Origin of the sequence: Paramesorhizobium leguminum (genome assembly GCF_003217235.1) — a bacterium.
In the GTDB taxonomy this organism is placed as follows: Bacteria; Pseudomonadota; Alphaproteobacteria; order Rhizobiales; family Rhizobiaceae; genus Paramesorhizobium; species Paramesorhizobium leguminum.
The window spans coordinates 105,313-130,809 of sequence record NZ_QJTF01000007.1; the positions used below are offsets into that span (position 1 = coordinate 105,313).

Sequence of the window (25,497 nt, forward strand, 5' to 3'; positions counted from 1 at the left end):
CAGGCAAAAGAAAACCCCGCGAATTTTCATTCGCGGGGTTTGTTTCTTCAGTGCGCTTGCGTCGCCGGCGCGTGGCTTGCGCCATCGGCGGGCGGCAGCGGTATCGTCCCTTCTCCGGTGTGCTTCAGCGGTTTGTTGCCAGTTGCAGCCCGAAGCAGCACATAGAACACCGGCGTCAGGAAGATGCCGAAGGCCGTCACGCCGATCATGCCCGCAAACACCGCGATGCCCATGGCCTGGCGCATTTCCGCGCCGGCGCCGGTGGAGAGAACGAGCGGCACCACGCCCATGATGAAGGCCAGCGAGGTCATCAGGATCGGGCGCAGGCGCAGCCGGCTTGCCTCTACTGCCGCTTCCCTCGGTGTCATGCCCGCGAATTCGAGCTCTCGCGCGAATTCCACGATCAGGATGGCGTTCTTCGCCGATAGCCCCACCAGCACGATCAACCCGATCTGGGTGAAGATGTTGTTGTCGCCATGGCTGAGCCACACCCCGGTCAGCGCCGCCAGAAGACCCATCGGCACGATCATGATGATGGCGAGCGGCAATGCGAGGCTCTCATATTGCGCCGCCAGCACCAGGAACACCAGAAGCAGCGCCAGCGGGAAGATGATGATCCCCGAATTGCCGGCGATGATCTGCTGGTAGGTCAGGTCCGTCCACTCGAAGCTGATGCCGGGCGGCAAAGTCTCCTGAGCGATCTTCTCCACCACGGCTTGCGCCTGGCCGGACGAGAAGCCCGGCGCGGCCCCGCCATTGATATCAGCCGAGAGGAAGCCATTATAGCGCACCGTGCGGTCCGGCCCGGCGCTGGGCTTCACATCGAGCAGCACCGAAAGCGGGATCATCTCGCCCGAAGCGGAGCGGACCTTCAGCTTGCCGATGTCTTCAGGATGTGCACGGAAGGCCGCATCGGCCTGCATCCGGACCGAGTAGGTGCGTCCGAACTGGTTGAAGTCGTTGACATAGAGCGAGCCCAGATAGACCTGCAACGTCTCGAACACATCGGTCACCGCCACGCCGAGCTGTTGCGCCTTGGCGCGGTCGATGTCGGCATAGAGCTGCGGCACGTTGATCTGATAGCTCGAGAATAGCCCCGCCAGTTCCGGCGCGGCATAGGCCTTGGCGAGGAACGCCTTGGTTGCCTGGTCCAGCGCTTCATAACCAAGGCCGTTGCGGTCCTCGATCTGCATCTTGAAGCCGCCGATCGTGCCCATTCCCTGCACCGGAGGCGGCGGGAACATGGCGATGAAGGCTTCCTGGATGCCGGCGAACTTCTGGTTCAACTGCATCGCGATGGCACCGCCCGAAAGCTCCGGCGTCGTTCGCTCCTCGAAAGGCTTCAGCGTCACAAACACGATGCCGGCGTTCGACGAGTTGGTGAAGCCGTTGATCGACAGTCCGGGGAAGGCGATGGCATTCGCCACGCCGGGCTGCGCCAGCGCGATCTCGCCCATTTTGCGGATCACCTTATCCGTGCGGTCGAGTGTTGCCCCATCGGGCAATTGCGCGAAGCCGACCAGATATTGCTTGTCCTGACCCGGCACGAATCCACCAGGAACCTTGTTGAACATCACGAAGGTGAGGCCCACCAGAACGAGATAAAGCCCCATGATGATGGTTTTGCGCGACAGAATACGCCTCACGCCACCGCTATAGGCATTGGAGCTTGCGCCGAAAGCGCGGTTGAAGCCGCGGAAGAACCAGCCGAATAGCCGGTCCATGCCGCGCGTGAGCCAATCCTTCGGGGCATCATGACCGCGCAGCAGAAGGGCCGCCAGCGCCGGTGAGAGCGTCAGCGAGTTGAAGGCCGAGATGACAGTCGAGATCGCGATGGTGAGCGCGAACTGACGGTAGAACTGCCCCGTTAGGCCGGAGATGAACGCAAGCGGCACGAACACGGCGACCAGCACCAGCGCAATCGCGACGATAGGCCCGGAAACCTCGCGCATGGCGCGATAGGTCGCGTCGCGGGGACTCAAGCCTTCCTCGATGTTTCGCTCCACGTTTTCCACCACCACGATGGCGTCATCGACGACGATGCCGATGGCGAGCACCAGGCCGAAGAGGCTGAGCGCATTGATCGAGAAGCCGAAGACATACATCACCGCAAACGTGCCGATGATGGAGACGGGAACGGCGACGAGCGGGATGATCGAGGCGCGCCATGTCTGCAGGAACAGGATGACGACCAGCACCACCAGCGCGATGGCTTCGAGCAGCGTATGCACGACCGAGTCGATGGAGGCGCGGACGAACTGCGTCGTGTCATAGGCAATCTCGTATTTCATGCCTTCCGGCATGGTCTTCTGCACCTCGTCCATCACCTTCCTGATTTCGTCTGAAATCTGGATGGCGTTGGAGTTCGGCGCCTGGAAGATGCCCAACGCCACCGCCGGCTTGTTGTCGAGGAGGGAGCGCAGCGAATATTCCGACGAGCCCATCTCGATGCGGGCGATATCGCGCAGGCGCGTGATCTCGCCATTAGCGCCTGTCTTGACGATGATGTTGCCGAAATCTTCGACCGTCTTGAGCCGCCCTTGCGCGTTGACGGAAAGCTGGAAGTCGAGACCGGGAACGCTCGGCGCCGCGCCGATGGCGCCGGCCGCCGCCTGGATGTTTTGTCCGCGCACCGCGTTCGCCACGTCGCTTGCCGAAAGGCCGCGCTCCGCCACCTTCTGCGGATCGAGCCAGACGCGCATGGAATAGTCGCCGCCGCCGAAGATTTGCACCTGGCCGACGCCGTCGATGCGCGCCAGCCGGTCCTTGACGTTCAGCACCGCATAATTGCGCAAGTAGGTGATGTCATAGCGATTGTTCGGCGAAGTCAGGTGCACGACCATGGAGAGGTCGGGCGAGCTTTTCACCGTGGTCACGCCGAGACGGCGCACTTCTTCCGGCAACCGGGGTTCCGCCTGGCTGACGCGGTTCTGCACAAGCTGCTGCGCCTTGTCGGGGTCGGTGCCGATCTTGAAGGTCACGGTCAGCGTCATCAGTCCGTCAGTGGTGCCCTGGCTGGACATGTAGAGCATGCCTTCTACGCCATTGATCGCCTCTTCGATCGGTGTCGCCACCGTTTCGGCGATAACGCGCGGATTGGCGCCCGGATATTGCGCGCGCACCACGATGGATGGGGGCACCACTTCCGGATATTCGGAGATCGGCAGGGCGCGCAGGCCAAGCAGGCCCGCTATCAGAATCAGGACCGACAGCACGCCCGCGAAGACGGGCCGGTCCACAAAAAATCTGGATATGTTCATGTCACTTCCCTCTGGGAGTGTGATTTTAGAGCTAGAGAACAGGCTAGCGACGGAAGCTCTCTCCCGTCGCGAACAAGATCATTCGAAAAATGGAACGCGGGCTGCGCCCGCTTCCGATGCTTAGCGTTGAGCAGTCGCCAACGGTTGTTCATCCGGCACCATCGCAACCACCTGCGGCTCGACCAGCGCGCCGGGGCGCACCCGCTGCAAGCCGTTGACAACGACGCGTTCGCCGGCCTCAAGGCCGCTCTTGACGACTCTGAGACCGCCGCTCGCTTCGCCAAGCCGCACCTCGCGATAGGCAATCTTGTTGTCGGCGCCGACGACGAGGACGAATTTCTTGTCCTGGTCGGTGCCGATTGCCCGCTCGCTGATCATCAGTTGGCGCTCAGGCTTCGGCTCGCCCATCTCGACGCGGGCGAACTGGCCGGGGATAAGCCGTCCCTCCGCGTTATCGAGCACGGCGCGGACACGCACCGTTCCGCTCGCCGTATCGACCTCGTTGTTGATGAGCTGCAGGCGCCCTTCGACGACCGCATTCGTACCGGATGTGCCGATCCGCACAGGAATCTGCTCGACGGCAGGCGCTCCGTTCTTGACCGCCGGGAGTTGCGAAAGCGCGCGCGCCACGAACTCTTCATCGACATTGAAGCTCGCATAGATCGGGTTGACGGAGACCAGCGTCGTCAGGACCGGCGAACCGGACCCCGCCGCGACCAGATTGCCCGCCGTGATTTCGAATTTGCCGGCACGGCCCGCGATGGGAGCCCGCACTTGCGTGTAATCGAGATCGAGGCGCGCCGATTGTAGCGCGGCTTCGGAGGAACGAAGGCTTGCCTCCGCTTCATGCGCCGCGGAGACGCGCTGGTCGAGATCGCTCTGCGAAACGGTGCGCGACGAAACGAGCCTCTGTCCGCGTTCCAGTTCGAGCCGGGCGAGATCCACCCGCGCGCGCGCGGCCTCGACCTGCGCTTCGGCGCGCGCGACCGCCGCCTCGAAAGGCGCCGGATCGATGGTGGCGAGCAGGTCGCCCTGCTTCACCAGCGCGCCCTCGCGGAAATGCACCGACTGGATGGCGCCCGCGACGCGCGAGCGAACCTCGACGCGGTCAACTGCTTCGAGACGGCCGGAGAATTCCTGCCAGATGGTCACCTCGCGCGGCTCCACTACCGCGACCGATACGGGGATGGCCGGGTTGGCGGCTGGCGCGGCCGCACTGGTCTCGGCTTGCGCCACATTGGGCAAATTGGCATAGAGCGCCGCGCCGGAAATGGACGCAGCAAGGGCTAGGCCGGCGCTCCAGAGGAGCCGGCGCTTGGCTAAGTTCTTCATAGATGATCTCCGTGAATGGCGTATGACGCCAGCAGTTAAAAATCGTGGTTCAGCTTGGGATAGAGCGGTTAAGACCGCTCTAACTCTTTGTTTTTACGCAAATCCGGACGGAAAGCCGCTTCGCACTTTTCCTGGATTTGCTTAGTGGGGGAGGGCTCCCGTCTCCTGGAAAAACTCCTTGAAAAAGCCGCATACAGTCTCCCCCCAAGCCGGCTTGGCGCCCGAGCAATCGCTATAGGCGCCGGGCCATCCGGTTTTGCCGGTCAATACATGATCCTGAACCATGACGCCGGCCTCCCGCAGGCGTCGTGCATAGTTCAGGCTTTCGTCGCGCATCGGATCGTCCTGCGCCGTCAGCACCAATGCGGGCGCGACACCGGCAAGACGCATCGAATATCCCGGCGCCGCATATGGGTGACACGCGCCGAAACCGAGATAATGGTTCCAGCCATCCGCCCAGCGGCAATTCATCTCGCCCGCCTGCGCCTTGCGGAACGAGCCAGTCGCCACGCTCGGATCGAGCATCGGCGAAAGCAGGATCTGCCCTTGCAGGGCGCCCAGATGCACGTCACGCGCCTTCAGCGCCAGCCCGGCGGCGAGATTGCCGCCCGCTTCCTCGCCCGCGACGAAGAGCGAGGATTTCTTGGCCGCGAAGTCGCCGCGTTCCTTGCACAGGCATCCGAGAAGCCCGTATGCGAACTGGAGCGCCGCCGGGAATGGCTCTTTGGCAGCCATGGAATAATCCGCCGCCACCACCACCGCGCCCGCATCGGCCAGAAGCGACGCCACCAGCTCTCCGCATTTCGCCGAGCCGTCAAGAAACGCGCCGCCATGCAGATGCAGCACCAGCGGCGGCGTCTTCGCGAGGTCTTCCCCACGATAGATGCGCACCGGCACCGGCCCGGCGCTGCTATCCAGCATCTGCTCTGTCCAGTTCGCTCCCATATGCTTCAATCTCCGCCTTCGTTGGCCACAATCCGGCGTCACGAAGGCATTTGGTTGACTTACCTATGTCACAGCCCTCCTGACACCATTTTGTCAGTAGGAATGCTGCACGGCACAATGTGTCTCTAAGATGGTATTGTTTTGCGCCGGAAAAAATCCCAACTACGCCACAACACTGTTTCCGTGGGTGAATAATCCTGCATTGCTGGAAAGGGGGATAGGGGATGGATCAACTGGCTGCCATGCGCGCCTTCGTCCGCGTGGTCGAGGCGGGCAATTTCTCGCGTGCGTCCGAATCGCTGGCTATGCCGAAGGCGACCGTCACCAAGCTTATCCAGAGCCTGGAAGCGCATTTGCGCACCAAGCTTTTGAACCGGACGACGCGCCGCGTGCTGGTGACGCATGATGGCGCGCTCTATTATGACCGCGCGCTCAGGCTTCTGGCCGATCTGGAAGAACTGGACGGCAGCATGGCCACCGCGCAAGGAACGCCGCAGGGGCGCGTCCGGGTCGAGATATCGGGCGCGTTGGCAAATCTCATTCTCATTCCGGCCTTGTGGGATTTCAAGGAGCGATATCCCGGCATCCGCATCGATCTTGGCGTCTCCGACCGGCCCGTCGATATTCTGGCGGAGAACGTCGATTGCGCGATCCGCATCGGCGATCTTACCGACCAGTCGCTGATTGCCCGGCGCATCGCGCAACTGCATTTCATCACCTGCGCGGCTCCCTCCTATCTCAAGAAACTGGGCGAGCCCGGTCATCCGAGCGAGCTGGAGCCCAATCACTATGTGGTGGGTTATTTCCGCGCCCAGACGGGGCAGCAACTGCCGATGGAATTCGAGCGCGACGGCGAAAAGCTGGAGGTGCTTGGACGCTATCTCATCGCCGTCAACGAGGCGATCAGCTATCTCGCCGCCGCCGAATCCGGAATGGGCATTGTCCAGATCCCGCGCCTGATGGCGGAAAAGCCGTTTCGCGACGGAACATTGCAGCCGATTCTGCCCGACTGGAAGACGGAACCGATGCCGATCTTCGTCGTCTTCCCGCCAAACCGGCACTTGAGCAGCAAGGTCCGGGCCTTTGTTGACTGGGCAGCGGATTTGTTTGGGAAGGCGGGGCTTTAGGCTATAGCCTGCAATCCTTTTTTCTGAACAACAGTCAGCAATTTCAGCGCTGGTCCACCGGGCTTCTTGACGCCCCTCTCCCAATCCGACACCAAACCCTTGCTGACATTGAGATAACGGGCAAAGACTGGCTGCGACAGGTGCTCACGCTCGCGTATAGCGCGGATTTCCTCCGGCGCTAGAGTTTCGACGGTCGTCAGGCACGCCTCGTCGAACTCGCGCATGGTCTGCTTGTCGATAGCACCAATCTCAAACATGCCCTCCATGGTCTCATGGATTGAGGCCATTATCTCGCTTTTATATGTCTTCGCCATCGTCACTTACCTCCGAGAAGTATCCTCTCGTTACCATCTCTGCTATTTGCGTGTCGGACAGCGCAAGCACATCCTTTGCCATCTTTTTGAAATGGGTTTCTTCTTCTCTGTCGATATTCTCGCGCTCGTTCTTTGCAAAACCGAAAACGAAAAATGCTCGCTGCTCTTGCCGATACAAAATAATCGTGCGGTAACCACCTGACTTGCCCTGACCTGGACGTGCAACCCGTTGCTTGAGAACGCCCCCGCCAAGATCAGCGTCAATCAAGCCCTTTTCAACACGGGCAACCGCTTCACAAAGCGCTGCGTCACTTATCTGTTCTTTTCGTGCGAATTTCTGGAACCATGTGTTTTTAAAGATTCGCACAAGCCGCCTCGATGGTGAGTTTTATAGATATAACACATAGTGCCATATTTCAAGGACTTCATCCACCACGGTGGACCCGGCACTACCTCACCCTCAACCCCGGCGCCGGGCGCTCCCCCAGTACCTCATGACGGAAGCGGTAGAGGGCAGCGGGGCGACCACGAATCTGGGTGAGCGTCGCGCCGGTCGGCTCCACCAGATTGCTGCTTTCCACCAGACGGCGAAAATTCTGCTTGTGCAAATGGCGACCGGAAATCGCCTCCACCATGTCCTGAAGCGCGGTCAGCGTGAAGGAGGCGGGCATCAATTCGAAGATGACCGGGCGGTATTTCAACTTGCCGCGCAGCCGCGCAATCGCCGTGGCAAGAATCCGCCGGTGATCGAAGGCCATGGGGCGGCCGAGCGGGACGGGCGGGGGACAGGGCGCATTGCCGTCATTATAGGCTTCCTCGACCAGCCCTGCCTCGTAGAGAAGCTCATAGCGTTCCAGTACGCGCTCCTCATCCCAGGAAATGCCGTCGAGGCCAAAGGCCAGTTTCAGCCGCGTCAGGCGCGGGAGAAGGCGTTGGGCTTGCAGTTCCCCATGCTTTTCCGCCGCCCAGCGCTTGAGCGCGGGTAGGATAGTCTCGTCGATAAAGGCAGGCTTGCCGCCGCGCCAGTCCTCCCATGGCAGGAAAGAATACCACTTGCGCCAGTGCCCCGTCTGCGCGGCGGCGCTTCCATCCTCGGCGATAGCGGCGCGGGTAAGCGCGAGATACCCCACCGAGACGACATGAGATCCATCTTGCGTCGAAATCTTGTGCCGGCCCCTGTCGCCGAAGGTGTAAAGCTGTTCCACATAACCCAGCTTCAACCGCGTCTGTTCGCTCACCGAAGCGCGGAGGCCCGTTTCGAGCGTGCGGTGGGCGAGGGGATCGAACGGGCCGAAGGGAAGCCCATCAAGCGCCGAGCCTGGCGCGCAAAGGATCAACGGCTCGTTCTCCATCACCGCGACGATGGCCGCAGAGAGACCGATTTCGACGGCGGTGGCGGCGGGGGGCATTAGAGCGGCTCCCGTTTTGAGGAAGGCGCCTGTTTCTCAGTGTGAAGGCGATTCCGGATAAACATGAGCCGCCCTAAACCTCCAGCGGCAAAACAAACGGCACGCCCTCAAACGCATCCGCGCCCCGGCCAATCGCATTCACCGCATCCACCATGCGCCCGCCACGCCCAAGCATATCGTCGGCAAGCCGCACCAGCCGGATGTTCGGCGTGGCCGATGGCGAGCGCTCGCGCAAAAGCGTGGCGAGTTTTGCCGCGTCGATATCCGGATTGAGCGCGCATGCCACGACATAGGCCGCGGCGGTCGAGCGCGAAATGCCGGCGAAGCAATGGATGAGCAGCGGCGCCTCGCGGTCCCAGCCGCTGGCGAAGCCGATCAGCTTTTCCACATGCTGCGCCGAGGGTGGCGTCATTCCCGGCATGTCTTCGACAATGTCGTTGAAGCCCAGGAAGAGATGCCGGTCGGGGACGATGCAGTCCGGCCGGTCGATCAGTGTGCCGATGTTGAGCAACGTCACCATGTCGCGCGGACGGTGCATCAGCGCGGTTTCGGCGAGACGCGAGAGCGGGGAGACGACGATATCAGGCATCGCTAGACCTTTCCGTTGCGCGCGGCGTCGAGCGCGAAAAACCGGGCGAGGAAATCCTGCTGCACCTCTTGCGTCGCTCGAGGAGTCAAATCCAGCCCTTCTGGCGCGATCCCCCGTGGCCGCCCGAAATAGCGCACCGCTTCGGTTTGTGAAAAGCCCGCAAGCCGTGTCGCCTCGAAGAAGGCAGCGATACGGTCCGCGCGCTTGACCTGCGTTTTCAGCATTTCCGTCATCGCTGATGGCAGTGAGAACCGCAAGTGAATGGCCACCTGCAGCCGTGTCTCCACCGCCTTGTAGTCCCCGCCAACAGCGGTCTTGAACGGCGAGATCATGTCGCCGATGACATATTCCGGCGCATCATGAAGCAGCGCGATCATGAGGCTTTCGGGCGAAGCCTCCGGCACGATGCGGATAAAAATCTGCTCCACCAGCAGTGAATGCTGCGCCACCGAGAAGGCGTGGTCCCCGGCGGTCTGGCCGTTCCAGCGCGCTACCCGCGCCAGGCCATGGGCGATGTCGGATATCTCCACATCGAGCGGCGACGGGTCGAGCAGGTCGAGCCTGCGCCCCGATAGCATCCGTTGCCATGCCCGCGTCTTGTCCCCGGCCATCAGGCGGTCTCTGACGTTTCGGGAAAGCCGAACCGCGCAGCGGGCGGGATGGCGAGTGTCACCGTCACATCGCCGGCAAGGATCGGCGTCCCCGCATCCATCGCATCCTTCACCCGGTCGATCCGCGCCAGCGCCAGTCCCTTGTTGCCGGATACGCTGCCCAGCGTCCCGACCTCGCGCCCGCCTGCCATTATAGGCGTACCGGTGCCAGGCAGCTCCGCATCGCCCGTAGCGATCAGAACACGCCGGCGCGCGGTGCCGCGATGCTGCATCCGCGAGACCACCTCCTGCCCGATGAAACAACCCTTGCGGAAAGAGACGCCGCCCGTCTGGTCGAGATTGACGTCATGCGGAAAGGCATCGCTAAGCGCGAAATCATGACCGCCTTCGGCCACGCCATGGGCGATACGCAAGGCGGTCCATGCAGTCTCGTCAGCCGCTAGCCCCTCACCCTTACCCTCTCCCCGCAAGCGGGGCGAGGGGGGCACCGACACTGTTGCCTCTTCCTTCTCCCCTGCACCTGGCAAGAAGGATGAGGCGGATACGTCCATGTCCCTCTCTCCCCGTTCTTTACGGGGAGAGGGTAAGGGTGAGGGGCTTCCATAATGACGCAACACCTTCGCCTCGTCGGGAAAACGCCGGTCGTATATGATTGAATCATTATATGAGGCCTCGGAATCATTCCTCCAGGAAACGCTAATATACGATTCATTTTGCAGCGAAATTTCCGCTTTGGACCTGAGCTTATAAAGCGTCAGCCGCTTGGCGAAATCCGCCGCTTGGTCGCGGGGAAGATCGAAGCGCAAGCCGCCCTCAATGCGCGAAATAAGAAAGTCGAACAGGATCTTCCCCTGCGGCGTCAGCAATGCGCCGGGCTTCAGTTCGCCTTGCTTCAGATCGTCGAGATCGGTGGTGATGATGGCCTGCAGGAACTTCTCAGCCTCTTCGCCGGTGACGAGGACGAGCGCCCGGTCATTCAAACGTATGGGCTCGATTGTCGATTGAACCGGCGCTTCCATGTCTTTTACCCCTTTTCTTCTCGTGATACGTAAGCCCCGTTATCAAACCCCGCAAGACGGAGAAAACCAGATGGCAGAGACTTTCGACACGATCCTGAAGGGCGGCACGCTGGTCAATCAGGATGGAAAGGGTCTGCGCGATATCGGCATCCGCGACGGCCGCATCGCCGCCATCGGCAGCCTCGATTCGAAATCGGCGGGTGAAATCATTGATTGCACCGGCCTGCACATCCTGCCCGGCGTGGTCGACAGTCAGGTTCATTTCCGCGAGCCGGGGCTGGAGCACAAGGAAGACCTTGAAACCGGTTCCCGAGCCGCCGTCCTTGGCGGCGTTACCGCCGTCTTCGAGATGCCCAACACCAAGCCGCTGACCACCTCCGCCGAAACGCTTGAAGACAAGGTGAAGCGCGGACGCCACCGGATGCATTGCGATTTCGCATTCTGGGTCGGCGGCACGCGCGACAATGCGGGAGATGTGGCCGAGCTGGAACGCCTGCCGGGCGCGGCGGGCATCAAAGTGTTCATGGGTTCCTCCACGGGTGATCTTCTGGTGGAGGATGACGAGGGCGTGCGCTCGATCCTCGGAAACACCCGCCGCCGCGCCGCCTTCCACTCCGAGGACGAGTTCCGCCTGCGCGAGCGGGAACACCTGCGTGTTTCCGGCGATCCCTCAAGCCATCCGGTCTGGCGCGATGAGATCGCCGCGCTCTCCTGCACGCAGCGGCTGGTGCGCATCGCGCGCGAAACTGGCGCGCGTATCCATGTGCTGCATATCTCGACCGCCGAAGAGATCGAATTCCTCAAGGGCCACAAGGATGTGGCGACCTGCGAGGCGACGCCGCATCATCTGACGCTCGACGCGGAGGATTACAAGACGCTCGGCAACTTGATCCAGATGAACCCGCCGGTGCGCGCCGCGCGCCATCGCGACGGCGTCTGGCATGGCATAGGGCAGGGCGTGGTGGATGTGCTGGGCTCCGACCACGCGCCGCATACTTTGGAAGAAAAGCAGAAGCCCTATCCGGCCTCACCCTCCGGCATGACCGGGGTGCAGACGCTGGTGCCGATCATGCTCGATCACGTCAATGCCGGGCGGCTTTCCATCGAGCGCTTCGTCGATCTGACGTCGCACGGCCCCAACCGGATTTTCGGCATGGCCCGCAAGGGCCGCGTCGCTGTCGGCTATGATGCCGACCTGACGATTGTGGATATGAAGCGCCGCGAGACCATCACCAACGCGCAAGCCGGCTCCCGCGCGGGCTGGACGCCCTATGACGGCAAGACCGTCACCGGCTGGCCGATTGGCACCTTTGTCCGTGGTCTCAAGGTGATGTGGGAGGGGGAGATCGTCACGTCGTCGCGGGGCGAGCCGGTGGAATTTCTCGAAGCGCTGCCGAGGCGCTGACCTCAAAACGGGAGAGAGAGCATGTACATCGTCAACCTGACTTACGTGAAGCCTCTGACGGATATCGAGGAGCACATCCGGCTCCACCGCGAATTTCTCGATGTCTACTACGCCAGGGAGATATTCCTGGCGTCGGGCCCCAAGAACCCGCGCGATGGTGGCATCATCCTGGCGAGCGGCAAGGTGAGCCGCGCGGAACTGGAGACGATTCTGACCGAAGACCCGTTCCACCAGCATGGGCTTGCGCGCTACGATATTATCGAGTTCGAGCCCGTCAAGCATAACGGCGCCCTGAGCGGGATTCTCTAGACCGGTCCATGGTTTAATGGAATCGCCAAGCGCCCTCGCCCTTCGAGGCTTCGTTCCGCTTCGCTTCACTCCGCACCTCAGGATGAGGGCTACTGCGGCGCTGCAACCCTTCACCCTCATGGTGAGGCGCGAGCGTGAGCCAAGCCTCGAACCACGGGGGTGAAGGGCGCACAGTTGTTTCCATCTAAAAATGAAATTCTCTAGGATAACGCTTATGCGCGCAAAACCGCTCTCCACCATCGGCTTGGATGCCGATGACACGCTCTGGCAGAACGAGCAGTTCTACCGGCTCACGGAGGCGCGCTTCGCGTCTTTGCTCGCCGATTACGCTGAAAAAGAGCATCTGACCGAGCGGCTTCTGGAGGCGGAGCGCCGCAATCTTCAGCTCTACGGTTTCGGCATCAAGGGTTTCACCCTGTCGATGATCGAAACCGCCATCGAGGTGACGGAGGGCAGGGCGCCCGCACATGTGATCCGGCAGATACTGGATGCGGGCCGCGAGATGCTGAACCATCCCGTGGAAACGCTACCGCATGTGCCCGAAACGCTGGAGCGCCTCGCCGGTTCCTATCGACTTGTCCTGATCACCAAGGGCGACCTGTTCGACCAGGAACGCAAGCTGGCGCAATCGGGCTTGAGCGAATTCTTCGACGCGGTGGAGATCGTCAGCAACAAGGACATAGCCACCTACGAGCGCATCTTCGCCCGCCATGGCGACGGCCCTGATCATGCGATGATGGTCGGCAATTCACTGAAATCGGACATCATTCCGGCCATCGCCGCCGGCAGCTGGGGCATCTATATCCCGCATGACCTCACATGGTCGTTCGAACATGCCGTGGAACCGGTGGACGCCCCGCGTTTCAAGCGGTTGGAGCGGATTTCAGGGGTGGTAGAGTTCGTGAAGATAGTGAATGGTGAATGGTGAATAGTGAATGGTAACAGCAACTATTCACCATTCACCATTTTACTATTCACTAGAGAGCTTCCTCTTTTGATGGAAACGCTTGGTGTCCTTTTGCGCCGTTGGCGTCAATGGATAGGTCGAGGCATGGATTCCTGTGACAAGCACAGGAACGACGGGTGGAAATGTTTTTTCCTCTACCGGGAACCGTTCTCTCCAGGAAGAAACGTTGGAATTTAGCCGTTAAGAGCCAACCTTCCGTCATTCCTGTGCTTGTCACAGGAATCCATGCCTCAACAGTGAAGTTGCCGCAGCCGACAAAAAAGTACCGTTCCATCCAAAAGTGAAATGCTCTAACTCAATCCCCCGCGACAAAAAACTGCCACTTCCCGTCCGGGCTGATGCCGATGCGGTAGAAGATGTAGGCGCCGAAAGTCTTCATTTCCTCGAAATCGCCGGAGGTGATGATCTGATAGAGTTCGACCATCTGCTTCGGCGTCAGCTTGTCGATCGGGTAGGCGAAGAAATACGGCCAGACATAAAGCTCGTTCTGGCCGCCGGCATCGAGATGGACGTAGCCGGTATCCAGCAGGTCGACGAGGATGGCGAGCACTTCCTGTCCGTTGCTGTCGCCGGAAAGCCCCTTGAGATACTCGATCGGATCGCCCTCGAACCCGCTGAGCGAGAGGGTGGTCATGTTTTCGCCGGTGCCGATGAGCGGACGGAGCGCTTCGATATCGCCCGACTTGGCGGCTGCGAGAATGCGCTCGCGCATTTCCCTTACCGGCGCGGGCAACTTGCTGAAATCATATTCCACCACTGCCGGCGTGCCGTTTTCCTTCACCTGCGGACGCGCCGGATCGACATTCTCAGCCGGCTCTGCTTCCGTCGGCGCGGGCGCCAGTGGCTGAGTTTGTTCCGGCGCGGGCGCTTGTTGAACAGGGTCCGGCAGCGGGATCTGCGTGGCTGGATTGGTGTCGCCCGTCACGCTCTTTTGCGGAGCCTGGGCCTGCTCTTGAATATCGCTCAAAGCCAGCCGTTGCAGCCCGTCAGCTGCGCGCGCATTCGCCTGCGCTCCCGCACCGGCAAGGAGAAGGCAGAGGCTGAGCGCGACGGCGGAACGGTGATTTGTTTGGGGCATGGCTACGATTCTGGGAAAGCACGAGAAAATGAATGACAACGCATGGTGGCATAGAAACCGGCCATGCGGAAGAGCACTGCGCCCAATCAATTAGCCCTTTCGCACTTCCGCAAGAACGTCAAAGATCTCTATTGCAATACGCGGTCGGTGACGAATTCGCCGGCGAGGATCTGCTCCCGCATCTTCTCGATCAAGGCCAGCGCGGATTCGTCACCCGCGTCGCGGATCAATTCTGTCAGCGCGGTGGCAAATGCCGCCTCGGCCAGGATTTCCGGCTCGATGCCTTCCGAAATACCATCGGCCCAGACCTCGTTCTGATATTCGATCGCGGCAAGCTTCTTCTCGCGGGCGATGAGTTCGTCGAGATCGGTTGGAACTTGTGCCATCATTTCACCCTGGGCCTGATACTGATACTTTGGATCGCTAACGGGGCAGTTTTGGCCGGTTTAGAGCCCGTTAACAGATTACCACCAATTTTAATCAACCGGCAGCGCCGATGATTCCAGCAGTTAACGCATTCTTAAAAGCATGATCTTATCCAAAAGTCTGCGACTTCCAGGGGATCACGCGATCTTAATTGCCATAGCGCGCGCCGATCTCGTTGGACAGGCTTTCGCCTTCCTTCATGTAGCGGTCAATCGCCGCAACCGCCGAATCGGTGCAGCTCGTATAGATCTCGCTGAATGCCCGGTAGCCGCGGTTGAAGCTTGCGGTCATCCGCGCCTTTCTCACTTCCTCGGGCTTTTCGGCGGCAATTATGGCATTCATGCGGTCCCGCCATTCGCTTCCCTCCTCGCCGCAAAGATTGCGCAAATAATGGAGCGAGCCCAAGATCTCCGCCAGCCGCGTGAGCTTGGCCTCATAAGGCGGATCGTCCGCCGCCGCTACCGGCAGCACCATCAGGCTGACCGCCACTATCGCTACCCATGCCTGTTTCAAGAGAATCCCCGATCTTTCCATTCTTCTGGCGCGAAACATTCCCGGCTTCAAGAGACCATCTTGGAACAAGCTTAATGCCGGTTTATTGCATTCCTTCATCCAGGTGAGCCACCTGCCGCGCCACGATAAGTGTGCTCTCCGTAATTTTGGCCCGAGCCATTTCCATGAGATCGAGCCACAGTATCGCTGCCGCATCGTCGGCGGCGACCGCGTCACCCGTCACGCCATCGGCGCGGTAGACGGCGAGATAATAGCTCGTATCATATGCACTGCCGCTGTCCTGGCTGAGATCGACGGTGGTGAAATGCGTGAGTTTTTCCGCCAGAAGTCCGGTTTCTTCCATCAATTCACGTCGCGCCGCTTCCACCGGGGTCTCGCCCTCTTCAAGGCTGCCGCCCGGAAAGGCGAGCCAGCCCTTCCACGGCTCGCGCCCGCGCTCTACAAGCAGAAAGCGCCCGTCGCGCCGGCAGATGACCGAAACACCATGGATGAGGGAGATGACCATGGCCGTGAGTATGCTTAAAGAGCCGCGATGTTGACAAGCCGGATTTCATGCGGAACATCATTGCCATGTGTGGACGGTTTTCATTGACGGCGAGCAGGCAGGAGGTCGAGGCGCTTTTCGCCGCGATGGTGGGCGAGGATTTCCCGCCGCGCTATAATATCGCGCCAACGCAGCCGATATTGATGATCATGGCAGCCGAGACTCCACCGCCCGGCTCGAACCGCCCGGACCGGATCGACGAACTTGTGCGCTGGGGCTTCATCCCGGCATGGGCGAAAGACCCGAACGATTTCCCCCTGATGTTCAATATCCGCAGCGAAACGGCGGCGGAGAGAAACTCCTTCCGCGCCGCGCTGCATTACCGCCGCGCTCTGGTGCCGGCCTCCGGCTTTTATGAGTGGCGGCGCGAGGGGCGCAGCAAGGCGCAGGCCTACTGGGTGCGCCCGCGCCATGGCGGGCTCATCGCTTTCGCCGGGCTCATGGAAACATGGTCAAGCGCCGATGGCTCGCAGATTGATACCGGCGGCATTTTGACGACCGCCGCCAATGAGACCTTGCGTCCGATCCACGAGCGGATGCCGGTAGTCATCAGCCCCGAAGATTTCGTCCCCTGGCTCGACAAGCACAATTTGCCGCGAGATGTGGCTCACCTGATGCGCCCCGTCCAGGCGGATTTCTTCGAGGCCATCCCGGTATCCGATAGAGTCAACAAGGTGACTAATGTCTCGCCCGATATTCAGGAGCGGATTGAGGTGGACTTGACGGGGCAAGCCGAACCGCCAAAAGAAGATGGGCAGCTCTCGATGTTCTGATAGAGCGCTAGCCAGATTTTTAGGAAACCCCGCAAATGTTCTCCGCCGCTCTCTCCGGCTTCCTCTTGGGCGCCTCGCTCATCATCGCCATCGGCGCGCAGAATGCTTTTATCCTGCGTCAGGGCCTCTTGCGCCAGCACGTCTTCGTGCTGTGCCTGATCTGCGCCCTGTCCGATGCGCTCCTGATCGCCGCGGGCGTGGCCGGCCTCGGAACATTGCTCGCGCAATCGCCGGGTTTGATTGCGGCGGTCACGCTCGGCGGGGCGGCGTTCCTGTTTTATTACGCCTTCGTGGCCTTCCGCCGCTCGGTCAAGCCGGAGGCGATGGATACGAAAGGCAAAGGCGCGGCGAGCCTCAAGGCGGCGGTCGCCACCTGCCTGGCGCTCACCTTTTTAAATCCGCATGTCTATCTCGATACGGTGCTGCTTCTGGGCAGCCTTTCGGCGCGTTTCGAAGGGACGGGCCGCATCGCCTATGGTATCGGCGCGGTCGTCGCATCGTTTACCTGGTTCTTCGGGCTGGGCTATGGCGCGCGTCTGCTCCAGCCGGTCTTCGCCAGACCTGCCGCCTGGCGCATTCTCGATTGCCTCATCGGTATCGTCATGGCCGGTATCGGCATCAGCCTTTCAAGCCGATTTCTTGCCGGCTAACGCATGATCCCGAAAAGTTGCAGACTTTTCGGATAAGATCATGCGGCCAGGATTGATTGACGCCGATTGTCGTTGCGCGCATTTGGGCGGCGTGGCGCGGAAAGCAGGGCGGCGATGAGGGCCGCCGGGCCGATTTCGCGATAATGTTCGGTCAGCCTGTCGCGTGGCAGGGTGATGGCTTTTTTCGTCATTTGGCGCTCCTGTTTTTGTCCCCCTTATTCTTCGTTGGAATCGGACTGAAAAAAGGCTGCTTGCCGCCGGATTTGGGGTATTCAGGTTAATTCTGTTTAACCATAAGCAGTGTTGCAGCGCGGCCACGTATATCCTTCCCCGTTAGCTCTTGACGGCGCCCACACGGGCAGAGATAGTGCAATCCATGAAAACGCCATCCGCAACGATTTGTATTTGTGCGATCATTTTCGGTTAGCAGCTTGCTGGCCCGGCCGTTTTCGTCTCCTTGCCCCCCTGAAAAGATGACAAACGCCCCGGTCAGCCGGTCAAAGCAACATGTCGCTCCATTGACTGGGGCAGGGGAGATTTTCGCATGAGCGAGAAAGCGCCGCGCTTACGCCTTTACAACACGCTGACGCACCAGAAGGAGGCGTTTGTCCCCATCGATCGGGATAATGTCCGCATGTATGTCTGCGGGCCGACGGTCTATGATTATGCCCATATCGGCAATGCGCGCCCGGCCATCGTCTTCGACGTGCTGTTCCGCCTGCTGCGCTACGTTTATGGCGAGGCGCATGTCACCTATGCGCGCAACATCACCGACGTGGACGACAAGATCAACGCCCGCGCCGCGCGTGATTTTCCCGATCTGCCGCTGAACGAGGCGATCCGCAAGGTGACCGAGGCGACCGACGCACAGTACCAGGCGGATGTGGGTGCGCTCGGTTGCCTGCCGTCGACCCATCAGCCGCGCGCCACCGAGCATATGGCGGAAATGCGTAGTCTTATCGACCGGCTGGTGACACGCGGCTTCGCCTATGTCGCGGACGATCACGTGCTATTCTCCGTCGCCTCGATGAACGGAACCAACGGTCTGCCGCGCTATGGCGCGCTCGCCCGCCGCTCGCTCGACGAGATGATCGCCGGTGCCCGCGTCGATGTCGCCTCCTATAAGCGCGACGAGATGGATTTCGTCCTGTGGAAACCGTCGAAAGAGGGGGAGCCCGGCTGGCCGTCGCCCGCCGGAATAGCGGTCCCCGGCCGCCCCGGTTGGCATATCGAGTGCTCTGCCATGGCTATGGCGAAGCTGCTCCAACCCTTCGGCGGCGGTCTCGAATGCGATGATCCTGAGAAGAACATCTTCGATATCCACGGCGGCGGCATCGACCTCGTCTTCCCGCACCATGAAAACGAAATCGCCCAATCCTGCTGCGCGTTGGGTAGCGACCGCATGGCCAATATCTGGATGCACAACGGCTTTCTCCAGGTCGAGGGCCAGAAGATGTCGAAAAGCCTGGGGAATTTCGTGACCATCCATGAACTGCTTGCGACCGAGAAGCTGGGCGGCCGCAATTGGCCGGGCGAGGTGCTGCGGCTTGCGATGCTGATGACGCATTATCGCCAGCCGATTGATTTTACGGCGAATGCGCTGGTCGAGGCAGAGAGAACGTTAGATGGGTGGTATCGCGCCGTGGGGGATGTGGACGCGGGCGAAGATGTCAGCGCCGATCTCTTCGATGCGCTCGCCGACGATCTGAACACCTCGAAGGCAATTGCCGTCCTGCACGAGCTGCGCGGCGAGGCGTTCAAGGGATCGGAAGCGGCAAAGCGTAGCCTGAAAAAGGGTGCTAATTTGCTGGGACTGCTGGAGAATACGGAAACCGAATGGCTGGCCGGCAAGGCGCGGGATATTGCTGTTGATGGGGCCGAGGTCGAAGCGCGTATCGCGGAACGGCTGGTGTTCCTCCGTGAAAAGAACTTCGTCGAAGCCGACCGAGTTCGGGGGGGGCTTTTGGAACAGGGCATTCACCTCAAGGACGGCAAGGATCCGGCAACCGGCGAGCGTGTGACGACCTGGGAGGTGAAAAGGTGAGGAGCCGATCAGCGGAAACGCTGGGGGGACAGCGCCCCCATTAATTAGAGGTCAAGCGATGAGCACGGCATCTCACCCCCCTCTGGCTTGCCAGCCATCTCCCCCTCAAGGGGGGAGATTACGCCTTCATAGCGCTCGCCACCAATCGCAGAAGTCGAAGGGTAAGCAGGGAGGTTCGTGTCAGCTAATCTCCCCCCTTGAGGGGGAGATGTCCGGCAGGACAGAGGGGGGTGAGATGACGCGCACATCGCTTGATTTTCTGGACTGGGAAAGGGGCACGTTGTGAAGTCTCACCGGGACGTCCCCCCAATCAACCGCCAGAATGCCCGCAAGATGCGTAAGGCAATGACGGAAGCTGAACTCAAGCTGTGGAATGAATTGCGCGCTCATCGGCTGATGGGGCTGAGCTTCAGGCGCCAGCTTCCCATCGCCGGCTATATCGTCGATTTTGCTTGCTCCGCGAAGAAGCTGATTGTCGAAGTCGATGGTTCGCAGCATGGCGATGCGGGAATTGCCGAAGCGGATCAGGCGCGTACCCGTAAACTTGAAGCGCTTGGCTACACCATCCTCCGCTTCTGGAACGATGACATCCTCCGCGACATTGATGCCGTATGCCGGCATATCGTGACGGTTGCCGGAGCCCAACCGGAGGAGATTCTCCAATGACCCTCGAAAACACCCCCATTTACACCGGCGGATGCCAGTGCGGCGCGGTTCGCTTCCGTATCGAAGGCAGGCTTCACGACGGTTCCATCTGCCATTGCCGCATGTGCCAGAAGGCGTTCGGCAGCCTTTTTGCGCCGCTCGTTTCCGTCCGAGAGGCGGATTTGACCTGGACGCGCGGCGAGCCGAAACGCTTTCAATCCTCCAACCACGTCCAGCGTGGCTTCTGCGAAAACTGCGGCACGCCGCTCACCTATGAGGCGCCTGATGGCATCGCGCTCGCCATCGGCGCCTTCGATCATCCGGAAAAGATTGAGATGACCGTGCAATGGGGCGTGGAAAACAAACTGCCCTATACCGACACTCTCTCGCTGCTCCCCGGACATACCTCCATGGAGGACACGCAATCCGCCGAATTCCTGAGTACGCTCATCTCCTACCAACACCCAGACCACGATACGGACCATTGGCCGCCCTCAAAATAACGTTCCCCGGATTTGGCGAAAGAAGATATAAAAGCAGGCGCTTGAGGAGCGATAGCCAATGAAAAAAGAACGCATCTATCTCTACGACACGACGCTGCGGGACGGCCAGCAGACGCCCGGCATCGACTTTTCCATCGAGGACAAGAAGACGATTGCCGCCATGCTGGATGAGTTCGGCGTCGATTATGTCGAGGGCGGCTATCCGGGGGCGAACCCCACCGATACGGCTTTTTTCAAGCGCAGGCAGACCGCGCGCGCCAAATTCGTCGCCTTCGGCATGACCAAGCGGGCGGGCGTTTCCGCTTCGAACGACCCCGGCCTGTCGGCCCTGCTGCAATCGGCTTCCGATGCCGTCTGCTTCGTCGCCAAGAGTTGGGATTATCATGTCCGGGTGGCGCTCGGCTGTACGAACGAGGAAAATCTGGAGGGTATCACCACCTCCGTCACCGCCGCCCGCATGGCCGGCAAGGAGGCGATGGTCGATTGCGAGCATTTCTTCGATGGCTACAAGGCCAATCCCGAATACGCCCTTGCCTGCGCCGCCGCCGCCTATGAGGCGGGCGCCCGCTGGGTGGTGCTGTGCGACACCAATGGCGGCACGCAAGCAGGCGAGGTGGCGGAAATCGTGCATGCGGTCAGGAATGTCGTGCCCGGCGAAAGGCTCGGCATCCACGCCCATAACGATACCGGCCAGGCGGTGGCCGTCTCGCTCGCGGCCATCGATGCCGGGGTTCGCCAGGTGCAGGGCACGCTGAACGGCCTTGGCGAGCGCTGCGGCAATGCCGATCTCATCGCGCTCATCCCGACGCTGATGCTGAAGCCCTACTGGGCCGACCGGTTCGAGACGGGCATCGGCTCGCATGCGCTCGCCGGCATCACCCGCCTGTCGCATACCTTCGACGATGTTCTCAATCGCGCCCCCAACGAGCAGGCGCCCTATGCCGGCGCATCCGCCTTTGCCACCAAGGCGGGCATCCACGCCTCCGCGCTTCTGAAGGACCCGGCAACCTATGAGCATGTGCCGCCGGAAGCCGTCGGCAACCGCCGCCGCCTCATGGTGTCCGACCAAGGGGGCAAGTCCAATTTCATTGCAGAATTGGAACGCTGCGGCGTCAAGGTGGCCAAGGACGATCCGCGCCTCGATACGCTCATTGCTCTGGTGAAGGAACGCGAGGCGGCGGGCTATGCCTATGAAAGCGCCGATGCGAGCTTCGAGCTTCTGGCGCGCGGGCTTTTGGGCGCCATTCCGCTATTCTTCAACGTCCTTTCCTTCCGCTGCCTGGTGGAGCGGCGGTATGATTCCAATGGCCTGATCAAGACCGTGTCGGAGGCCATCGTCAAGGTCGAGATAGACGGAGAAATGCGCATGTCCGTTGCCGAAGGTCACGGCCCGGTCAACGCGCTCGACATCGCCCTGCGCAAGGATCTGGGCCGCTACCAGAGCGAGATAGAGGATCTGGAACTGGTGGATTTCAAGGTGCGCATCCTCAATGGCGGCACCGAGGCCATCACCCGCGTGTTGATAGAGTCGCAGGACGGCACCGGCGCCCGCTGGCGCACGGTCGGCGTCTCGGACAACATCATCGATGCTTCGTTTCAAGCGCTGATGGATTCGGTGGTTTATAAGCTGATGAAGAACCGCGAAATGGCGGGGTTGGTGGCGGCGGAGTAAGTTTCATCAATGGAACTGATGCTTCAATCAGCATAATTCAATGGATTTTATGCGAACTTGGGCGCAAGAGCGGACGAATGCGGTTATGGAAATCGCTCTATGTTCTCACCCCCCTCTGCCCTGCCGGGCATCTCCCCCTCAAGGGGGGAGATTGGCTGACATCGCCCTCCGCCTTCATTCTGCAAGGTTTGCGATTAGTGCCGAACGGGCATGAAGGCGTAATCTCCCCCCTTGAGGGGGAGATGTCCGGCAGGACAGAGGGGGGTAAGAACATAGAGCGATTCCATCGAAATCAAGATCGCTCTAAGCGAGGCAATTCCCATGATAGACAACACCCTTGACCGCGCCCCCATATCGGACGGCGTTCGTGGTTTCAGCTTTGCGCTTTCCGCCTTCCTGATGTGGGGCTTCCTGCCGCTTTACATGAAGCAGGTGTCGCATATTCCGCCGGCGGAGGTGGTGGCGCATCGCGTTCTCTGGTCGATCCCCGCCGCCGCGATCGTGCTTTTCCTGATGGGGAACCTGAAGGATATCGCCGCCGCGCTGCGCAATCCGCGGATGCTGCTGATGGCCTGTCTGACCGCGGGCCTGATCACCGTCAACTGGGGCATCTATGTCTGGGCAATCGCCGACGGGCGGACGCTGGAGACGGCGCTTGGTTATTACATCAACCCGATTCTGAACGTGCTCCTCGGCGCGGTGCTTCTCAAGGAGAGCCTCAACCGGGCGCAGATGGTGGCCGTGGGGCTGGCGGTCGCCGCCGTGGTGCTCCTCACCGTCAAGGCCGGCGGTTTGCCATGGGTTTCGCTCGCGCTGGCGCTGAGCTTCGGCTTTTACGGCTTCTTCCGCAAGACGCTCCCCATCGGCCCCTCGCAGGGCTTCATGCTGGAGGTGCTGATCCTGTCCATCCCGGCGCTGGGCTACATCTTCTGGCTGCTCGGGACAGGTCAGGACCATTTCGTGGCCGGACCGTCCTGGAACGTGTTCCTGCTCACGATGGCCGGTCCGGTGACCGCCGCGCCGCTCATCTGCTATGCCTTCGGCGCCAAGCTCCTGCGCTATACCACCATCGGAATCATGCAATATGTCGGCCCGACGATCATCTTCCTCATTGCCGTGTTCTGGTTCAAGGAGCCGTTCTCGACGGTCCAGTTCATCGCCTTCGCGCTGATATGGGCGGGTCTGGCGATTTACACATGGTCGAGTTTGGCTGAGGCGCGGAAGAAAAATAGTGAGCAGTGAGCAAAAATATAGTGAGAAATAATATAGTGAGCAGTGAGCAGTGAGCAGTAGACAAGGATAGGGCGCTCTTATTTACCTACCGCTCACCGCTCACCGCTCACCGCTCACCGCTCACCGCTCACCGCTCACCGCTCACCGCTCACCGCTCACCGCTCACCGCTCACCGCTCACCGCTCCCTCACACCACGCCGCCATTGGCGAACACTGTCTGCCCGTTGATCCAGGCCCCGTCCGAGTTGCAGAGCGCGGCGATTGCGCCGGCAATATCCTCGGGCTCGCCAAGCCGCTTGTGCGGGGTGCGGGCGGCGAAGCCCGCGATCTGCTGAGGCGTCTTTCCGTCGGTGAAGAGCGTCGTGTTTACCAAACCCGGCGCCATGGCGTTCACGCAGATCATCCGGCCTTCGAGTTCCTTGGCCAGAACATTCGCAAAAAGCTCCTGCGCGGCCTTGGTCGCGGCATAAGGCCCGTAGGTCGGGCTGCGCAGCTGAGTGATGCTCGAGGAAAGCGCGATGATCCGGCCACCGTCGCGAACGCGCCGCGCCGCCTCGCGCAGCACGAAGAAGCTGCCCTTCTGGTTGACGTCGACCATGCGGATGAAGTCGGCGTCGCTCATGTCGCGGAAGGGCGCGAGACGCATGATGCCGGCGTTGCTCACCACCACGTCGACGCCGCCGAAAGCGCGGTCGTTTTCGTCAAATAGTCGCCGCACCGCATCGGGATCGCTGACATCCGCCTGCACCCAAATCGCGCGCCCTCCGGCCGCTTCGATTTCCTTGACGATTCCGGCAGCAAGATCGCGGTTCACAACGCAATTGACGGTCACCGCATAGCCCTCGCGGGCAAGGCGCTTTGCCGTCGCCGCGCCAATACCGCGCGACGACCCGGTGACAACAGCCACTTTGCCGTTCGCTGCCTGCGCTTGGCTTGGCGCCTGACCTGACGTTTGCGCGCGCGCCGCGCCGACAGCCAATACGGCGGAACTCATCGCCGCAGCCGCAAGCACGGTTCGCCTCGGTATTTTATTCTGTTCGGACATGGGGGTTCCTTTCCGTTTCGTTCTGTCGCGGGCATCGATACCGCCTGGATAGCCATACCGCAGCATGGCCCAGGGAACTTGCCTTCCCATGCGCAAAACTTGCCTGATCCTGCAGTCTGGGTGATGTTTGACTTCAGGCGTGCTATACCCTCCTTGCCAAAGGAGATATCGATGGACGACCTCAAACACGCCGTTCGCAGCTATGCCGCGCGGCATGCAAATGCCGATGGCCTGGCGCTGACGCCGGTGCCGGGCCTGCGTTTCATGTGCGTTGGGTCGCCGCAAGGCGATCTGCACTCGATCTATCGCCCGCTGGTTTGCTTTGTTCTGCAGGGCGGCAAGCGCATGACTGTGGGCCGGGAGCAACGCGTCTTTTCCGCCGGCCAGTCGGTGATCGTGGGCGCGGATATGCCTGTCGTGGGCCGCATTGTTCAGGCGAGCGCGAATGAGCCCTATATGGCCATCGCCGTCGAACTGGAGATGACCATGCTCCGCGAGCTGACCGCGCATTTGGGCGCCATGCCCGCGCAGCCCCCGTCGGAAATTCGCACGCTGTTTGCGGAAGATACCAATGCGGCAATGCTGGACTGCGCCACGCGGCTGATGCGCCTGCTGGACCATCCGGATGCCACGCCGCTGCTGCATCCTGGGATCATGCGGGAATTGCACTATTGGCTGCTCGCGGGCCAGCATGGCGCCGCCTTGCGGGCGCTCGCGGCTCCCGATGGATATGCGAGCCGTTTGGCGGCGGCCATCGCAATCCTCAGGCAGGAGTATCGGTCCCGCGTGCCCGTCGAGCGCCTGGCGGCTGCGGCAGGGATGAGCCTCACCGCCTTCCACAAGCACTTCCTGCACATGACCTCATTGACACCAGGCCAATATCAAAAGCGCCTTCGCCTGATCGAAGCGCGCCGCCTCATGCTCGACGAAGGCTTTTCCGCAAGCAGCGCCGCCTTCGAAACCGGCTATGCGAGCATCTCCCAATTCACCCGCGAATATGCCCGTCTGTTCAATGCCTCTCCGAAGCGCCATGTTCGCGGAATCATGGGTGCACATGAACTCGAACACGCGAGCGCCGCTTAAA

27 protein-coding genes are annotated in these 25,497 nt (G+C 61.0%); 12 read left to right on the plus strand and 15 right to left on the minus strand.

Features of this window, described 5'->3' with window-relative positions; genetic code table 11:
* Positions 1–47: 47 nt before the first annotated feature.
* The 3 genes from C7477_RS07975 to C7477_RS07985 form a co-directional block, all read right to left on the minus strand.
* The gene (locus tag C7477_RS07975; RefSeq protein ID WP_110750867.1) at positions 48–3,260 is read right to left on the minus strand and encodes an efflux RND transporter permease subunit; all 3,213 of its coding nucleotides are present in this window, start codon (positions 3,258–3,260) and stop codon (positions 48–50) included.
* 120 nt (positions 3,261–3,380) lie between these two features.
* Complete coding sequence (locus tag C7477_RS07980) at positions 3,381–4,592, minus strand: efflux RND transporter periplasmic adaptor subunit (RefSeq protein WP_110750869.1); 1,212 nt, start codon at positions 4,590–4,592, stop codon at positions 3,381–3,383.
* Between the two features lie 141 nt (positions 4,593–4,733).
* On the minus strand, positions 4,734–5,537 hold the full coding sequence (locus C7477_RS07985) for an alpha/beta hydrolase fold domain-containing protein (RefSeq protein WP_110750871.1): 804 nt from the start codon (positions 5,535–5,537) through the stop codon (positions 4,734–4,736).
* A 224-nt stretch (positions 5,538–5,761) separates the two neighbouring features.
* Between C7477_RS07985 and C7477_RS07990 the strand changes: the two genes are divergently transcribed.
* The gene (locus C7477_RS07990) at positions 5,762–6,664 is read left to right on the plus strand and encodes a LysR family transcriptional regulator (protein ID WP_110750873.1); all 903 of its coding nucleotides are present in this window, start codon (positions 5,762–5,764) and stop codon (positions 6,662–6,664) included.
* Here the strand turns inward: C7477_RS07990 and C7477_RS07995 are convergent.
* The 6 genes from C7477_RS07995 to ygfZ all read right to left on the minus strand — a co-directional run bounded on the left by C7477_RS07995 (position 6,661) and on the right by ygfZ (position 10,606).
* Complete coding sequence (locus C7477_RS07995) at positions 6,661–6,978, minus strand: helix-turn-helix domain-containing protein (protein ID WP_110750875.1); 318 nt, start codon at positions 6,976–6,978, stop codon at positions 6,661–6,663. The two genes, C7477_RS07990 and C7477_RS07995, sit on opposite strands and share 4 nt — an antisense overlap.
* Positions 6,962–7,345: a type II toxin-antitoxin system RelE/ParE family toxin gene (locus C7477_RS08000; RefSeq protein WP_110750877.1), complete on the minus strand. Its 384-nt coding sequence runs from the start codon at positions 7,343–7,345 to the stop codon at positions 6,962–6,964. The genes C7477_RS07995 and C7477_RS08000 overlap by 17 nt, the downstream gene beginning before the upstream one ends.
* An 82-nt stretch (positions 7,346–7,427) precedes the next feature.
* Complete coding sequence (locus tag C7477_RS08005) at positions 7,428–8,387, minus strand: NUDIX hydrolase (protein ID WP_110750879.1); 960 nt, start codon at positions 8,385–8,387, stop codon at positions 7,428–7,430.
* 73 nt (positions 8,388–8,460) lie between these two features.
* Positions 8,461–8,976 carry a tyrosine phosphatase family protein gene (locus C7477_RS08010; RefSeq protein ID WP_110750881.1) on the minus strand — a complete coding sequence of 172 codons (516 nt, stop codon included), beginning with the start codon at positions 8,974–8,976 and terminating at the stop codon, positions 8,461–8,463.
* A gap of 2 nt (positions 8,977–8,978) precedes the next feature.
* Positions 8,979–9,587, minus strand: coding sequence for a YfbR-like 5'-deoxynucleotidase (locus C7477_RS08015; RefSeq protein WP_110750883.1), 609 nt, complete (start codon positions 9,585–9,587; stop codon positions 8,979–8,981).
* Positions 9,587–10,606, minus strand: coding sequence for a CAF17-like 4Fe-4S cluster assembly/insertion protein YgfZ (gene ygfZ, locus C7477_RS19190; RefSeq protein ID WP_245411767.1), 1,020 nt, complete (start codon positions 10,604–10,606; stop codon positions 9,587–9,589). Before ygfZ ends, C7477_RS08015 begins: the two co-directional genes overlap by 1 nt.
* Positions 10,607–10,676: 70 nt before the next feature.
* Between ygfZ and C7477_RS08030 the strand changes: the two genes are divergently transcribed.
* From C7477_RS08030 to C7477_RS08040, 3 genes are all read left to right on the plus strand, one after another.
* Positions 10,677–12,011, plus strand: coding sequence for a dihydroorotase (locus tag C7477_RS08030; RefSeq protein WP_110750886.1), 1,335 nt, complete (start codon positions 10,677–10,679; stop codon positions 12,009–12,011).
* A 21-nt stretch (positions 12,012–12,032) separates the two neighbouring features.
* Positions 12,033–12,320: a YciI family protein gene (locus C7477_RS08035; protein ID WP_110750888.1), complete on the plus strand. Its 288-nt coding sequence runs from the start codon at positions 12,033–12,035 to the stop codon at positions 12,318–12,320.
* A gap of 214 nt (positions 12,321–12,534) precedes the next feature.
* On the plus strand, positions 12,535–13,248 hold the full coding sequence (locus C7477_RS08040) for an HAD family hydrolase (protein WP_110750890.1): 714 nt from the start codon (positions 12,535–12,537) through the stop codon (positions 13,246–13,248).
* Between the two features lie 334 nt (positions 13,249–13,582).
* Here C7477_RS08040 and C7477_RS08045 read toward each other — a convergent pair whose 3' ends face one another.
* The 4 genes from C7477_RS08045 to C7477_RS08060 form a co-directional block, all read right to left on the minus strand.
* Complete coding sequence (locus C7477_RS08045) at positions 13,583–14,365, minus strand: hypothetical protein (protein ID WP_110750892.1); 783 nt, start codon at positions 14,363–14,365, stop codon at positions 13,583–13,585.
* Positions 14,366–14,493: 128 nt separating this feature from the next.
* A complete protein-coding gene (locus tag C7477_RS08050) occupies positions 14,494–14,751 on the minus strand; it encodes a hypothetical protein (protein WP_110751018.1) in 258 nt (85 codons plus the stop codon).
* 187 nt (positions 14,752–14,938) lie between these two features.
* Entirely contained in the window at positions 14,939–15,325 is a 387-nt protein-coding gene (locus C7477_RS08055; RefSeq protein WP_110750894.1) for a TIGR02301 family protein, read from the minus strand.
* A gap of 61 nt (positions 15,326–15,386) precedes the next feature.
* Positions 15,387–15,809, minus strand: coding sequence for an NUDIX hydrolase (locus C7477_RS08060; protein WP_110750896.1), 423 nt, complete (start codon positions 15,807–15,809; stop codon positions 15,387–15,389).
* A gap of 65 nt (positions 15,810–15,874) precedes the next feature.
* Between C7477_RS08060 and C7477_RS08065 the strand changes: the two genes are divergently transcribed.
* Both C7477_RS08065 and C7477_RS08070 read left to right on the plus strand, forming a co-directional pair.
* Entirely contained in the window at positions 15,875–16,621 is a 747-nt protein-coding gene (locus C7477_RS08065) for an SOS response-associated peptidase (RefSeq protein WP_110751020.1), read from the plus strand.
* Positions 16,622–16,656: 35 nt separating this feature from the next.
* Positions 16,657–17,271, plus strand: a complete 615-nt coding sequence (locus tag C7477_RS08070; RefSeq protein ID WP_110750898.1) for a LysE/ArgO family amino acid transporter — start codon at positions 16,657–16,659, stop codon at positions 17,269–17,271.
* A 38-nt stretch (positions 17,272–17,309) separates the two neighbouring features.
* Here the strand turns inward: C7477_RS08070 and C7477_RS08075 are convergent, their stop codons facing one another.
* On the minus strand, positions 17,310–17,462 hold the full coding sequence (locus C7477_RS08075) for a hydrolase (RefSeq protein ID WP_110750900.1): 153 nt from the start codon (positions 17,460–17,462) through the stop codon (positions 17,310–17,312).
* A 353-nt stretch (positions 17,463–17,815) separates the two neighbouring features.
* Between C7477_RS08075 and cysS the strand changes: the two genes are divergently transcribed.
* From cysS to rarD, 5 genes are all read left to right on the plus strand, one after another.
* Positions 17,816–19,315: a cysteine--tRNA ligase gene (cysS, locus tag C7477_RS08080; protein ID WP_110750902.1), complete on the plus strand. Its 1,500-nt coding sequence runs from the start codon at positions 17,816–17,818 to the stop codon at positions 19,313–19,315.
* Between the two features lie 345 nt (positions 19,316–19,660).
* Positions 19,661–19,981: an endonuclease domain-containing protein gene (locus tag C7477_RS08090; protein WP_245411768.1), complete on the plus strand. Its 321-nt coding sequence runs from the start codon at positions 19,661–19,663 to the stop codon at positions 19,979–19,981.
* Positions 19,978–20,463 (plus strand): GFA family protein, encoded by a 486-nt coding sequence (locus C7477_RS08095; RefSeq protein ID WP_110750908.1) that lies wholly within the window; start codon positions 19,978–19,980, stop codon positions 20,461–20,463. The genes C7477_RS08090 and C7477_RS08095 overlap by 4 nt, the downstream gene beginning before the upstream one ends.
* A 58-nt stretch (positions 20,464–20,521) precedes the next feature.
* The gene (gene cimA / locus C7477_RS08100) at positions 20,522–22,135 is read left to right on the plus strand and encodes a citramalate synthase (protein WP_110750910.1); all 1,614 of its coding nucleotides are present in this window, start codon (positions 20,522–20,524) and stop codon (positions 22,133–22,135) included.
* A gap of 321 nt (positions 22,136–22,456) precedes the next feature.
* Entirely contained in the window at positions 22,457–23,377 is a 921-nt protein-coding gene (gene rarD, locus C7477_RS08110; protein ID WP_110750912.1) for an EamA family transporter RarD, read from the plus strand.
* A 178-nt stretch (positions 23,378–23,555) separates the two neighbouring features.
* Here the strand turns inward: rarD and C7477_RS08115 are convergent, their stop codons facing one another.
* The gene (locus C7477_RS08115; RefSeq protein ID WP_110750915.1) at positions 23,556–24,413 is read right to left on the minus strand and encodes an SDR family oxidoreductase; all 858 of its coding nucleotides are present in this window, start codon (positions 24,411–24,413) and stop codon (positions 23,556–23,558) included.
* Positions 24,414–24,584: 171 nt separating this feature from the next.
* Between C7477_RS08115 and C7477_RS08120 the strand changes: the two genes are divergently transcribed.
* A complete protein-coding gene (locus tag C7477_RS08120) occupies positions 24,585–25,496 on the plus strand; it encodes an AraC family transcriptional regulator (protein ID WP_110750917.1) in 912 nt (303 codons plus the stop codon).
* Position 25,497 lies beyond the last annotated feature (1 nt).

What these genes read in the sequence shown, in the direction of transcription:
- cimA (WP_110750910.1), top strand. Translation starts at nt 20,522, where the DNA reads ATGAAAAAAGAACGCATCTATCTCTACGACACGACGCTGCGGGACGGC.
- C7477_RS08070 (WP_110750898.1), top strand. Translation starts at nt 16,657, where the DNA reads ATGTTCTCCGCCGCTCTCTCCGGCTTCCTCTTGGGCGCCTCGCTCATC.
- C7477_RS07995 (WP_110750875.1), bottom strand. Translation starts at nt 6,978, where the DNA reads ATGGCGAAGACATATAAAAGCGAGATAATGGCCTCAATCCATGAGACC.
- cysS (WP_110750902.1), top strand. Translation starts at nt 17,816, where the DNA reads ATGAGCGAGAAAGCGCCGCGCTTACGCCTTTACAACACGCTGACGCAC.
- C7477_RS07975 (WP_110750867.1), bottom strand. Translation starts at nt 3,260, where the DNA reads ATGAACATATCCAGATTTTTTGTGGACCGGCCCGTCTTCGCGGGCGTG.
- C7477_RS08095 (WP_110750908.1), top strand. Translation starts at nt 19,978, where the DNA reads ATGACCCTCGAAAACACCCCCATTTACACCGGCGGATGCCAGTGCGGC.
- C7477_RS07980 (WP_110750869.1), bottom strand. Translation starts at nt 4,592, where the DNA reads ATGAAGAACTTAGCCAAGCGCCGGCTCCTCTGGAGCGCCGGCCTAGCC.
- C7477_RS08115 (WP_110750915.1), bottom strand. Translation starts at nt 24,413, where the DNA reads ATGTCCGAACAGAATAAAATACCGAGGCGAACCGTGCTTGCGGCTGCG.
- C7477_RS08035 (WP_110750888.1), top strand. Translation starts at nt 12,033, where the DNA reads ATGTACATCGTCAACCTGACTTACGTGAAGCCTCTGACGGATATCGAG.
- C7477_RS08005 (WP_110750879.1), bottom strand. Translation starts at nt 8,387, where the DNA reads ATGCCCCCCGCCGCCACCGCCGTCGAAATCGGTCTCTCTGCGGCCATC.
- C7477_RS08075 (WP_110750900.1), bottom strand. Translation starts at nt 17,462, where the DNA reads ATGACGAAAAAAGCCATCACCCTGCCACGCGACAGGCTGACCGAACAT.
- C7477_RS08120 (WP_110750917.1), top strand. Translation starts at nt 24,585, where the DNA reads ATGGACGACCTCAAACACGCCGTTCGCAGCTATGCCGCGCGGCATGCA.
- C7477_RS08010 (WP_110750881.1), bottom strand. Translation starts at nt 8,976, where the DNA reads ATGCCTGATATCGTCGTCTCCCCGCTCTCGCGTCTCGCCGAAACCGCG.
- C7477_RS07985 (WP_110750871.1), bottom strand. Translation starts at nt 5,537, where the DNA reads ATGGGAGCGAACTGGACAGAGCAGATGCTGGATAGCAGCGCCGGGCCG.
- C7477_RS08030 (WP_110750886.1), top strand. Translation starts at nt 10,677, where the DNA reads ATGGCAGAGACTTTCGACACGATCCTGAAGGGCGGCACGCTGGTCAAT.
- C7477_RS08060 (WP_110750896.1), bottom strand. Translation starts at nt 15,809, where the DNA reads ATGGTCATCTCCCTCATCCATGGTGTTTCGGTCATCTGCCGGCGCGAC.
- rarD (WP_110750912.1), top strand. Translation starts at nt 22,457, where the DNA reads ATGATAGACAACACCCTTGACCGCGCCCCCATATCGGACGGCGTTCGT.
- C7477_RS08055 (WP_110750894.1), bottom strand. Translation starts at nt 15,325, where the DNA reads ATGGAAAGATCGGGGATTCTCTTGAAACAGGCATGGGTAGCGATAGTG.
- C7477_RS08045 (WP_110750892.1), bottom strand. Translation starts at nt 14,365, where the DNA reads ATGCCCCAAACAAATCACCGTTCCGCCGTCGCGCTCAGCCTCTGCCTT.
- C7477_RS08015 (WP_110750883.1), bottom strand. Translation starts at nt 9,587, where the DNA reads ATGGCCGGGGACAAGACGCGGGCATGGCAACGGATGCTATCGGGGCGC.
- C7477_RS08090 (WP_245411768.1), top strand. Translation starts at nt 19,661, where the DNA reads ATGACGGAAGCTGAACTCAAGCTGTGGAATGAATTGCGCGCTCATCGG.
- C7477_RS07990 (WP_110750873.1), top strand. Translation starts at nt 5,762, where the DNA reads ATGGATCAACTGGCTGCCATGCGCGCCTTCGTCCGCGTGGTCGAGGCG.
- C7477_RS08065 (WP_110751020.1), top strand. Translation starts at nt 15,875, where the DNA reads ATGTGTGGACGGTTTTCATTGACGGCGAGCAGGCAGGAGGTCGAGGCG.
- C7477_RS08040 (WP_110750890.1), top strand. Translation starts at nt 12,535, where the DNA reads ATGCGCGCAAAACCGCTCTCCACCATCGGCTTGGATGCCGATGACACG.
- C7477_RS08050 (WP_110751018.1), bottom strand. Translation starts at nt 14,751, where the DNA reads ATGGCACAAGTTCCAACCGATCTCGACGAACTCATCGCCCGCGAGAAG.
- ygfZ (WP_245411767.1), bottom strand. Translation starts at nt 10,606, where the DNA reads ATGGAAGCGCCGGTTCAATCGACAATCGAGCCCATACGTTTGAATGAC.